Here is a 12,245-nt window from a genome sequence, read left to right as displayed (position 1 = left end):
CTTATTTCGTAAGGTTATTCACATATTTATAAAGATGCTTATTCAATACAAATAGCGCGACTTTCATTTTGTTCTTTCTTGACTGCGCTTTGCCGAATAGAAACCGTTTATTGTACAGCTCGCGATGCTGCTTCCCGTACAAGCTGCCTAGATGAACAGCGCTCAAGAACTTAATCGCAAGCAGGTCGAGCAGCAGCTTTCTAAACGATTCGTCCTCCACCTTGTTATACAACTGTTCAAGCTCATAGCAGGTATGAATAATATCAATGCCGTTCTTCGTTTTATCCTTCTTTTTGGTAATCGAATCCGTTCTTATTATATAGTAGTAGAAAGCATACGAAGTGTACATAACCCTTGCAGCCTTCAGGAACACTCTTGGCGTATATTGCTCATCCTCATGAAGAAGTCCTTTCTTAAATTCCAGCCCGTGCTGAGTCAGAAAGGATCTTTTGTACAGGTTGAGCCAAGCAGCCATATGCATGGCCTGATGCTGAATCTGCTCCTTCATAAAAGCTGGACCCGTCATCACTTTATTCTCGGATACTTGATGATGCCTTAGACCAGTTGACTGGCCATCCTCCACCTTTAAAGCGTCACCTGCAACGATATCAAGGTCATCCCTCAGAGCAAGGCCGTACAATTTTTCGCAAGCTGCCTCATCTATATAATCATCCGAATCGACGAATAGAATATATTGCCCCTCTGCTATGCGCAGTCCACTGTTTCTAGCATCGGAGAGCCCTCCGTTCTGCTGATGAATGACCTTTACCCGCTTATCATGCTTAGCATATTCGTCGCAAATTTGTGGACAGAGGTCTGGGCTGCTGTCATCCACTAATATAATCTCAATTTCCTGTAAGGTTTGATGAATCAGGCTGTCCACGCATCGCCGAATTTCATTCTCCACCTTATATACCGGTACAATTATGGACACTTTTACACTCATAGTGGTCTCCCGTGCTCCTCGCTATTCAAGCTTTTCCCCGCTTGTATCCACTCACTGTACGACTTGCCTTTTCTGAATCCTCTCATTCCGCGCGTTAAATGAAGCAGTCTCTGCTTAATAGACAGCGTAGAACGCTTGCCGAATCGAAGAGCCAAATATAAGGCAGCCGCATATTTAAGCTTAGGGAAAAGAGCCGCAAGCAGCGCCCCTTTATCATAAAAAAACTTCTCGTTGTAGCCGCTGAACCATGAGGAGCGATTCTGCTTCACCGTCGCGATGACAACTGGATACGTGTAGATCTTCAGCCCTTTGCGAAGCGATTCTCGCAGAAACAGGCTATCTTCTCCCGAGCCGTATATCGCCCCTCCGCCAAACCAGACCGAGAACCATATGTTTTTGGAAAATACCTTTTTTCTGCGGAATGCGATTCTCGCAGTCCCATAATTCATAAAGTTGTGCAGCCCAACTCTCGATACTTTATCGTTTAATCTCCGCATCGAATCGCCTTCGGTTCGAATATTAAAAATAATAATATCGGCATCGGGGATTTCGTCGAAGGCCTGCTCCACAGCTTGGCCATAGCCATCAGCATAGACCATATCGTCATCACTGAACATACAAATATCCGAAGCAGCATTGAGCAGTGCCACATTCCTATTCTTCCCTACGCCTCGACCTGTTGTCGAATACATTCTGATTTGCTTTCCTTTGACCGTCTTATCCTGATAGGCATATTCCTCGGACTGATTGGCCAATACAGCGTCGGTCTGCAAATTCATTTCCTCGTACTTCGACAAATCCGTCTGGTTCATCGTTGCAACAAGCACTTCCACTTTCGACACCCCGATCTTGCCCCCTGCCGCCTAATTCCTTCCGATACAATCATAAGCGATTCCAGCCTGCTTCATTGCACTTGGCTCATAGCAGTTCCGGCCATCCAGAACGATAGCTTTCTTCATTAACCTAGCAAAGCTCTTATAATCATACTCTCTAATTTCCAACCATTCGGTAAAAATAAAGCAAATGTCCGCGTCTTTGATCGTATCATCGATAGTGCTGCAGTATTCAATCGCTTGATAGGATTCGATATCGCTATGCTCCATTGCTCTTTGAAAGTTTGGAATACCAACAGGATCATAAGCCTTAATTCTAGCCCCATCCTCTAGCAGGATCGGCACATTTGCAAGCGATGGCGCTTCTCGCAAATCATCCGTTCCAGGCTTAAAGGTCAGGCCAAGAACGGCTACCGTCAGCCCTTCGAAGCTGTCATAATATTTTTTTGCTTTCTTAATGAGCTTTAGCTTTTGCTGCTCATTCACTTCAATAGCTGCTTTTACTGTCTTCAATTCATAATCATTCATATTAGCCAGCCAGTGAAGTGCTTTTGTATCCTTTGGAAAACAGCTTCCGCCATAGCCGATACCAGCATTCAAAAACTTATTTCCGATTCGAAGGTCAAAGCCCATTCCTGTCGTTACTTCTTCAATATTTGCTCCGACAATTTCACACAAGTTAGCAATTTCATTAATATATGAAATTTTTAATGCCAGAAAATCGTTAGAAGCATACTTCACCATCTCAGCGCTTCTTCTGCTCGTCACGACGAGTGGCGCATCAAAACCTTTATAGAGGCTGCGCATCATCTCCTCGGCGAATGGGCTCTCGACTCCGATGATGATCCGGCTAGGATGCAGCGTATCCTTAATCGCAGTTCCTTGGGCAAGAAACTCTGGATTGGACACCACTTCTATATGAACATCCTGATTTTTATTCTCCTTAATCAGATGCTCGATTTTATCATTGGTCCCTACTGGAACCGTTGATTTCACAACTACAACACAGTGATTTTCCGCAGATTGGGCGATTTGCTGCGCTACCTTGAATATAAAAGCAAGGTTCGCTGAACCATCCTTCTTCTCAGGAGTACCCACCCCAATAATAACAAGGTCCGCCTTCTTATAAGCTTCCCTATAGTCAGTGGTATAGTGAAGCCTATCTGAATTGCGCAGCATCAATTCCTCTAGCTGCTCTTCGTAAAGGGTGGCCTTTCCTTCTCGAAGACTATTAATCTTCTGCTCATCAATATCTACACAAACGACGGAAAAGCCCTTCTCTGCCAAGCATACGGCTGTCACTAAGCCGACGTATCCTGTTCCCGCTACTGCTATTCTCATTTTACGATCCCTTCCATATCTCTCGTAATGGCAGCTCAGCGCGTACTCTCCGCTTTTTCCCAGAACGGCTTGGCCTTTCCGCTTATTACTCGGTAAGCTCCTACCCACTGGGCTATAATTGCAACGGTATAATAGTAAACGATATTTAATATTTTATGATTCGATTTAGTAGCCAGCTTAATAAGAGCTAGTATATAAAACACCACTTGGCCTAGAAAGAAAACTGCATATAGGCCCGCATAAGGAGCCAGGTATCCGCTTGTTAGGAGCAGCAGCAAATGCGCAATCCATAGCAAATACCTGCAGGTTCTATGACCGAAGTAAAAATAGGAAAACCAGCCTAATCGAAACACATTCAGCAGCTTAATAGAAGGAAGAATATGCTTTAATATAATCCGGTTCATTCGAACCTTTCGGCCAAACTCATCTTGGATCGTTTCTCCAGCCTTCTCATAAGCAACGGCATCGTGGTTGGCAATCGCCCTTTTGCCCTTTAAGGCATAATATAAAGGCATCGCGCTATCATGGCACTCGATCGGATTGAAATCGTAGTAGTCACTTGTTCGGCAAGCATAGATAGCGCCGTTGCCTGCCGTAATTGCTTGAATTCTGCTCTCAATCTCGCGAATAAAGAGATCGCTGTCCCAATAGCTTTTTTCAGAATTGCTCACATCGTTGGCATTATCATTGACGATCGACAGCTTGCCGCTGACGTATGCAATATCGCTAGAGGTAAAAGCGGCCATTAGCTCCTTGACGGAATCGCGCTCCATTCGTGAGTTCGCATCTGTCATAACCAGAAATGGTGTCGTCACTGTTTTGTGTGCTTCATTCTGAGCGTTTGTTTTGCCTTTGCGGGATTGCACCTCGAACAGACGGAGGTTAAGGTCTGGATGCTTCTTAATAAACGATGCAACAATTTCATTCGTGCGATCCGTGCTATTATCAGATGACACGATAAATTCGATTTTATCCTTGCAGTAATCGAGCTCTAGCAAATTATTCAATTTCTGAAGAATAACCTTCTCTTCATTGTGCGCAACCACCATAACGGTAACGGCAGGCTGGTGACTATAGTCCTTGAGAAGCTTTCTATTCTTATAAAGCTTTCCTAGCCATTTAATCGACAGCGGATAACCGATCATCGCCCATACAATAATAAAACCGCTCAAATAAAATAGAACCTCGATGGTTATCAACATACCCGCCTCACCCTTAGAAAGATTTCAGACATTCCTGAACAATCGCAATAACCTTATCCTGCTCGTCTACAGTAAGCATACCGCCCGAGGGCAAACAGATTCCTCTTGTGAACAAATCCACGCTTACATCCGCATCATGAGGGAAAAACGGAAGCTCCGCAAAAACAGGCTGCTCATGCATCGGTTTCCATACCGGCCTTGATTCAATATTCGCCGCTTCCAAGGCCCGTATAATACGCTCCGGACTGACGCTGCAGCCCTGATCGACCGTTAATACGGATAGCCAATAGTTCGGGCTGCCTTGCTTGGCTATTGGCAGCATCGTTACAGGCAAACCCTTGAACTGCTCGGCATATTTTTCAAAAATTTCTTTTTTGCGTTTGATTCGATCCTCCAGCACGAGCAGCTGTCCACAGCCTATTGCCGCGCTGACGTTGGACATTCTATAGTTGTAGCCGATTTCCTTATGCTCGTAATAGCTGACTGGTTCTCTTGCTTGTGTCGACCAGAACTTCATTTTCTGAATCGCCTTTTCGTCATTCGAGACAACCATTCCTCCGCCGGAGGTTGTAATAATCTTGTTGCCATTAAACGAGAATATTCCGATATGGCCGAATGTTCCGCATGGTTTGCCTTTATAGGTCGCCCCCAAGGCCTCTGCCGCATCCTCAATGACAGGTACGCCATATTTCTGGCAAATGGGAAGCAATTGATCATAATCTGCGCTTTGTCCGTACAAATCGACGATAATAATCGCTTTCGGGATTTTATTCTCTTTCTCCGCCCACTCAAAAGCTTTCTCAAGAGCTTTCGGAGACATATTCCATGTATCTGGCTCTGCGTCGATAAAGACCGGAATCGCTTGCTGATACCTAATTGGATTGCAGCTGCCTGCGAAGGTGAGGCTGGAGCAAAACACGTAGTCTCCTGCACCTACACCCAAATATTTTAGCGCCAGATGAATGCCTGCTGTGCCTGAGGTAACAGCCAGACTATGATTCATGTCGACATAACGGCTGAGCTCTCGTTCGAACGCATCCAAGTGGGGGCCAACAGGAGCAATCCAATTCGTATCAAAGGCTTCTTGAACGAATTTAATTTCCTCTCCTCCCATTTGAGGCGGAGATAGAAATATTCTTGGAGATTCCATTCTAATCTGCTCCTATCTTCTTTTTAATAAGTGCGGGAACCCCGGCAGCCATCACATAATCCGGTAGGCTGCTTATGACCGCAGCTCCGGCAGCAACAATAACATGGCTCCCGATCGTTACATTGTTAATAATGTTCGATCCCATACCCGCCCAACTGCAATAACCGATTCGTACTGTTCCCCCGAGCCGGGCTCCCGGAGACAGATGTACCCCGTCATCCAGCACGCAATCGTGATCAACGCTCGCTCCGGTATTAATAATACAGCCTCTTCCGAGCTCAGCATTCGTTTGGATGATTGCCCCGCTCATAACAATGCTGCCGGGCCCGATGCTGCTGAAGCGGCTAATGATGCTCGATGGATGCTGCAATACTGGAACTTGAAAGCCCTGCTCCAGCAAACGGCCGATCCAATCGAGCCTCGTGCGATTATGTCCAATTGCAACAAATGCCTCCCACTTAGTGGGCTCAAATTGCTCTAATTTCTGGAAGGAACCGTAAACGGGAAGCCCCAGCACGCTGATTATCCCCGTTCTATCATCCAAAAAGAAGATCTCACTCCAATGACCCAGCTCCAAGGCTATGTCAGCAGCTACCTTGCCCTGTCCTCCGGCACCTATAATAATTAATCTTCGCATATTACTCCTTAGCTTCACCTGCAAATACTGACATCGTATTGTCGCTTGAGCTGTTAATCCCCTTTGGGGCAAATACATGTTGAATGGTCAAGTAGGCGATTTTAAGATCCGTCATTAAACTGATGTGATCCACATACCATACATCGAGCTCGAACTTTTCTTCCCAGCTGATTGAATTTCTTCCGTTCACTTGAGCCCATCCCGTTATTCCAGGCGCAACTTCATGCCGACGCCTTTGAACGGGAGAATAGTGGGACAAGTATTGAACGAGAAGCGGCCTAGGTCCAATAAAGCTCATTTCACCTTTTACAATATTAAATAATTGCGGGAGCTCATCAATGCTTGTCTTGCGTATAAAGGCGCCTACAACTGTTATTCTTTCCATGTCCCCTAGCGGGGTTCCATCACTCCGTGCTGTCTCCACACGCATCGTTCTGAATTTATAAATAGCAAAAACCTTGTCGTTCTTCCCCGGCCTCTGTTGTTTGAACAAAACCGGACCTTTCGAGTCCAGTCTTATTGCTATTGCGGCAATCGCCATAATCGGTGCTGTCACAATCATTAATGGAACAGCGCACAGCAAATCCAATAGTCTCTTTACTACGACATAAGGCTTCATCGTATCACCTGATCAATTTTTCTTTTTCGATAATAGCAGCCATATAGTCCAGCAAGCTGCTTCTAAGATCATCGCGCTGGAGAGCAAATTCAATCGTCGTTTGAATAAAGCCCATTTTTTCACCTACATCATACCGCTTGCCGTCAAAATTATAAGCGTAAATATTCTCATGTTGCAGCAGCTCCGCGAGTGCATCCGTAAGCTGTATTTCTCCTCCAGCGCCTGGCTTTTGTTGATCCAGTATTTCAAAAACTTTCGGGGTTAGAACATATCGGCCCATAATCGCAAGATTAGAAGGAGCATCTTCCCGTCTAGGCTTCTCTACCAGATTCGTTACCTGATAGAGCCGATCACTCTTCCATAGCCCCTCTACAATTCCGTATCTCGAAACTTCTTCATCGGATACTTGCTGCACGCCAATAATAGAGGACTCGTTCTGCTCAAATTGATCCATCATCTGTTTCAGAGATGGCTGCTTGGCCTGTACGATATCGTCGCCTAATAGGACAGCAAAAGGCTCATTCCCGATAAATTTCCGCGCACACCATACGGCATGCCCCAAGCCTTTTGCTTCCTTCTGGCGAATATAATGAATATCAACCATTTTCGAAGACTTCTGGACCTCATTCAACAATTCAACCTTGCCTTTTTCAAGCAAGCTTTGTTCCAGTTCAAAAGAATGGTCGAAATGATCCTCTATCGCTCGTTTGCCTTTTCCGGTCACAATAATAATATCTTCAATTCCCGACTCAACCGCCTCTTCAACGATATATTGAATAGTCGGCTTATCTACAATCGGCAGCATCTCCTTCGGCATCGCCTTCGTTGCCGGAAGAAACCTCGTCCCCATGCCCGCTGCTGGAATAATCGCCTTGCGGACCTTCATCATTGTCCACTCCCTTAGATAGTTGTTATTTTATTTCTTATACTCATCTAGTTGAATTAAGCTTTATCTGCCTCCATCTGAAAAGAAACGACCAATCCCCGCACTCCCTTATTAGGATACGTGGGAATAAAACGGAACCAAATGCTTGATCGCTGCTCTTACCGCATTTTGATTTTCTCCCAATACCTTTTCGAACAATTTCAACTGCAGGTCCAGCTCCGATTGGCTAATATTTGCCGACTTGCCGATAAAAATTCGCTCATGCTGCGTTGACGTTACAGCTTCTTCACTCGTTAACAGTTCTTCGAACAGCTTCTCGCCTTCCCGCATGCCGCTAAACTGGATAGGAATATCTACGTCCGGCTCATAACCCGATAAGCGAATGAGATCTTGAGCCAAATTAAGAATGCTGACCGGCTTGCCCATATCCAGAACAAATATTTCTCCGCCTTGGGCGAAAGCGCCAGCTTGAATGACCAATTGTACCGCCTCCGGAATGGTCATGAAGTATCTCACCATGTCAGGGTGGGTAACCGTCACAGGGCCTCCCGCAGCAATTTGCTCTTTGAACCTTGGAATAACGCTCCCACGGCTGCCAAGCACATTGCCGAACCGGACCGCAACAAACTGAGTATTGCTCAATTGATTCTTGCTTTGAATATACATTTCGGCAATGCGCTTCGTTGCCCCCATGATGCTAGAGGGATTGACCGCCTTATCCGAGGAAATCATGACGAACCGCTCCGAATGATATTTATCTGCACAATCGGCGACATTCTTGGTGCCAAATATATTGTTCTTCATCGCTTCTGAAGGGTTACGCTCCATTAATGGCACATGCTTGTGCGCTGCGGCATGGAATACGACCTGCGGTCGGAACTGATCGAACACCTCATCTATGCGGCTTCGATCCTGTATGTCTGCAATGATCGTAGCCAGCTGGAGCTCTGGAAACTTGTTTTTCAGCTCCATTTCAATGAGATAGATACTGTTCTCTCCATGACCTAGCAGAAGCAGATTGGATGGCCCAAATGAAGCGATCTGGCGACATAGCTCAGAGCCGATTGAACCGCCTGCGCCTGTTACGAGCACCACTTTGTCGGTCATATATTGGGCGATGCCTCCCAAATCCGTAACAACCGGCTCACGGCCAAGCAGATCCTCTACCTCTACGTTGCGAAGCGTCGTAGCAGCCAGCTTCCCTTTAATGAAATCGTTAATGGCAGGAATCATTTTTACTTTAGCGCCTGTCAATTTGCAAATATTAATGATATCCGAAATATCTGCACGTTTTGCCGAAGGCATTGCAATAATAATGTCCTGAATATTGTTTTTCTCCACGATTTCTTTAATCTTTCTACGATTGCCGAGCACCGGCAAGCCTACAACCTGCATATTCAGCTTCTGGGGATCGTCATCAATAAAGCCCACAATACGATTTCCAGCAAAGCTGCTGCTCGTCATCATTTCTTTAGCAATTAAAGCTCCGCAGTCCCCCGCCCCAACTACAAGCACGTACTGTCTTGAATCTGCCTTTCTGGTTCTGTTCACCCGGAACAATCGCCACAAGAACCGCGAGCCTCCCATGAACAGCAGCATTAATTCAAGCGTTCGAGTCGCAATAGATAATGGCACCCGTTCTCCGCTAAGCAGCAGGGTTGCCAGATAGGACAAGGTAACGCCGACAATGATCGCTTTGATCAGTTCGATTATTTCGCCAATGCTGGCATACTGCCACATTCTCCTATACATTCGGAAGTAGCCCAAGCTAATCGCGCAAATCGTTGTCGTAAGCACTGCAAATATAATAGATTGCATTTTGTAGAACGGAGAAATTTCTCCATTGAACCCAAGGAAATAAGAAATCACGATCGTAATCCAGATAATGAATATATCTACAACCAATATGACCAGCATTCTATTTCTATTGTTCATCTAACTGCCCCCTCCACAACGGCAACATTCTACAAATGATCAGATGAGCGCCCTATTTGTCATGTGTTCCATAGTAGTGGTAGTAGGCTTCCTCTATCGGTTTGCGCTTTGCGTTATTTAATACAACGCCAACTATTCTCGCCTTGACGCTCTCGAGGCCCTTCACAGCCTTCTGAGCAATTTCTCGTTTTACCTTTCCCTGTTCAAGAACAAGAACAACCCCATCGCAGCGGGCAGCGATCAACTGCGCGTCCGTAACAGGCAGAAGAGGAGGCGTATGAATTAGAATCATTTCGTATGCTGAACGGAGCTGTTCAAGGACAGCACCCATTCTTGCCGAAGCCACCATCTCCGCTGGACCCGGAGGAATCATTCCTGAAGGGAGCAAATCCAGCATCGGAATATCTGTTGCGTAAATCGCATCCTCCAGCGCGCAATTTTGCGAGAGAACCGAGGACAGCCCCAGGTGATTTGGTACCCCGAACGTATGATGCACGCTAGGCTTGCGCAGATCGGCATCAACAAGAATGACCTTCCTGTCTGCCTGGGCGTAAGTATTAGCCAAATTCGCAATTAACGTTGCGTTGCTCTCGTTAGCTCCTGCCGACGTGACCATCACGACTTGAAGGTTCTCATCAGGCAAGGAGAAATCGATATTCGTGCGAAGCATTCGATACGACTCAGATACCGGCGATTTTGGATGCATACGGGTTACGAGCGGTCGTTTATTTCTCGAAGTGACCCGAGGCGGTTCGCTATCCTTGTTGCTTTTACGAAATTTTCTTTTTCGTGCTAAATACGCCTTCTCTGAACCTAACTTTGCAATTAATGCTAGAGTCGACATTTTAAGCACTTTCATAACATCTTCTTCCGTCCTAATGGTATCATTCATGAATTCAAGCAAAAAGACGAAGCCAACAGCAGCCATAGACGACAATGCAAACGCAATGGCGATGCTGAACGGAATATTAGGAGACACTGGGCCAGGCTGTTCGTCTGCCGCCGCGTAATTCAGAATAAACACATTATCCACCTTGAAAATATTATGGATCTCCTTCTGAAACACATCCGATACCGCATTGACAATATTGACAGCTTTGGCATATTCGCTGTCGTGCACAATAAGCGTCATGACCTGCGTGTTGTTCACAGAGCTGACTTGAATTTTGGCTGCCAATTGATTCGCTGAAAGCCCCCATTCGGGATGTACCTCAACCGCTTTGGCTGTTATGGCCGGTGTTTTGATAATCTCCTTATACGTATCGATCATCTTAATATTGGAGTCGATTTGATTGATATCAAACTGCCCCGTAGCCAGTTGAACAGTCGTCTGATTCACGATAATTTTGGTCGACGCTTGATAGATAGGGGTCTTGAAATTTTTACTATAGAGGGCTGCCAACACGGTACACAGAAGGACGAATAGAAAGATCAGCTTCCATCGCTTCTTAATGATTGCAATATATTGATGCAAGTCTAGCTCATTAGACACTTTTAACTCCTCCATTGGTTACAGAAGATGTCATTCATGTTGCTTCCCAAGGATCTATATCCTTGTGCATATTCATCTGGCAAATGCCTAGTCATTTGATGCTGCAAGCCTAAGCTTCCCTCAAAGTCACTTTCCTTCACCTCATCTAACTAGATCTACCTCGGCAATACCTCCTACAGCTTCTTTTTCTCTGAGCACACAAAAGAACCCGACGTGCAGCGCTCTGTAAGCTGTCGCTGCTTTGGGTTTTTTTATTACAGTTGATATAGCTGTTCTCTTGTAGAAACTCCTCTATGCTGCTCATGCCATTCAATTGTCTTGTGAAGCCCATCGCGAATAGCCCCATGTTGCCTAACTCTGCACACGTTAACTGCAAGCCATATGGGGATAACAGCAAATCATGCTATTATACGAATTCGATAACACCACTCTCCATTCTAGTAACTATAACTATTTCGGCCTATAGTTTACATAACTGCATCCAATATCTATATCGACAGATTATATTGCATTATTTACATCAAATATGCTGTTTTTAAAAGTATTTCCGAACTATTTCTTATGAAGGGAATGAAAGCGTACGTCAATTTCCTGATAAGTGGAAGATAAAATGGGAAGGGAGTGCGAATTTTCAGAAATTAGTGAATATTCCTTTTGGAATCAGACTAGCAAAGCTGCAACTGATAACCTATAGTGATTTCCAATCAACGAGGCATTTAAGTGCTTTGTAATTTCTCCAATATCTCTAGCGCTGTTAGGTGTACTTCTTCAAGAAATTCCCCATCTGTAGGTTCGAAAGCAATTCTTCTTGCTGCTTCTTCAAATTTCTTCATTAATTCAAGTGGCAATTCTAATATAAAGTAACGTAAACACCATTCTTTCCATGCATCATCATCACCTCTGAGCACATTGAATACATAAGGTAATGTTTTATCTGGAACAGTTAATAGTATTTCTGAAATGGCTTCAGCTATTGGCCAGTTCATATTCTGCAGCCACTCCAACAGATCAGGTATGATCGTTTCAAGCTCTTTTTTATCTAAATTTTTTAGAGCATTTACTCTTTCGAAATCATGCTTATCTCGAGGTAGATGCTCATTTGAATTTTTCATAGAGCTTTCTCCTTATTTCTATAGCAATCGTTTTTAAATTTCTTCAACCTAAATGATCAAGTTTCCTTAAAAAGCATTTTAAAAGCGCTTAC

The 12,245-nt window shown here is 44.9% G+C and carries 11 protein-coding genes; all 11 read right to left on the bottom strand.

Annotated features, from left to right (window positions below; genetic code table 11):
- Position 1 precedes the first annotated feature (1 nt).
- Complete coding sequence (locus tag AC50YO_RS19200) at positions 2-946, bottom strand: glycosyltransferase (protein ID WP_494849746.1); 945 nt, start codon at positions 944-946, stop codon at positions 2-4.
- Positions 943-1,788: a glycosyltransferase gene (locus tag AC50YO_RS19195; RefSeq protein ID WP_494849745.1), complete on the bottom strand. Its 846-nt coding sequence runs from the start codon at positions 1,786-1,788 to the stop codon at positions 943-945. The genes AC50YO_RS19200 and AC50YO_RS19195 overlap by 4 nt, the downstream gene beginning before the upstream one ends.
- Before the next feature lie 21 nt (positions 1,789-1,809).
- Positions 1,810-3,120 carry a UDP-glucose dehydrogenase family protein gene (locus AC50YO_RS19190; RefSeq protein ID WP_494849744.1) on the bottom strand — a complete coding sequence of 437 codons (1,311 nt, stop codon included), beginning with the start codon at positions 3,118-3,120 and terminating at the stop codon, positions 1,810-1,812.
- Between the two features lie 35 nt (positions 3,121-3,155).
- Positions 3,156-4,322 (bottom strand): glycosyltransferase family 2 protein, encoded by a 1,167-nt coding sequence (locus tag AC50YO_RS19185; RefSeq protein WP_494849743.1) that lies wholly within the window; start codon positions 4,320-4,322, stop codon positions 3,156-3,158.
- A gap of 13 nt (positions 4,323-4,335) precedes the next feature.
- Complete coding sequence (locus tag AC50YO_RS19180) at positions 4,336-5,472, bottom strand: DegT/DnrJ/EryC1/StrS family aminotransferase (protein ID WP_494849742.1); 1,137 nt, start codon at positions 5,470-5,472, stop codon at positions 4,336-4,338.
- Position 5,473: 1 nt separating this feature from the next.
- The gene (locus AC50YO_RS19175; protein WP_494849741.1) at positions 5,474-6,109 is read right to left on the bottom strand and encodes an acetyltransferase; all 636 of its coding nucleotides are present in this window, start codon (positions 6,107-6,109) and stop codon (positions 5,474-5,476) included.
- Between the two features lies 1 nt (position 6,110).
- Entirely contained in the window at positions 6,111-6,728 is a 618-nt protein-coding gene (locus AC50YO_RS19170) for a sugar transferase (protein WP_494849740.1), read from the bottom strand.
- A 4-nt stretch (positions 6,729-6,732) separates the two neighbouring features.
- Positions 6,733-7,617, bottom strand: a complete 885-nt coding sequence (gene galU / locus AC50YO_RS19165; protein WP_494849739.1) for a UTP--glucose-1-phosphate uridylyltransferase GalU — start codon at positions 7,615-7,617, stop codon at positions 6,733-6,735.
- 108 nt (positions 7,618-7,725) lie between these two features.
- The gene (locus tag AC50YO_RS19160) at positions 7,726-9,549 is read right to left on the bottom strand and encodes a polysaccharide biosynthesis protein (RefSeq protein WP_494849738.1); all 1,824 of its coding nucleotides are present in this window, start codon (positions 9,547-9,549) and stop codon (positions 7,726-7,728) included.
- A gap of 52 nt (positions 9,550-9,601) precedes the next feature.
- Positions 9,602-11,041: a tyrosine-protein kinase domain-containing protein gene (locus AC50YO_RS19155; RefSeq protein ID WP_494849737.1), complete on the bottom strand. Its 1,440-nt coding sequence runs from the start codon at positions 11,039-11,041 to the stop codon at positions 9,602-9,604.
- 716 nt (positions 11,042-11,757) lie between these two features.
- Positions 11,758-12,153, bottom strand: a complete 396-nt coding sequence (locus tag AC50YO_RS19150) for a DUF5071 domain-containing protein (protein ID WP_494849736.1) — start codon at positions 12,151-12,153, stop codon at positions 11,758-11,760.
- Positions 12,154-12,245: the final 92 nt, after the last annotated feature.

This window comes from Paenibacillus sp. J22P59 (genome assembly GCF_059383895.1).
This window is presented reverse-complemented; position numbering and strand designations above follow the sequence as displayed.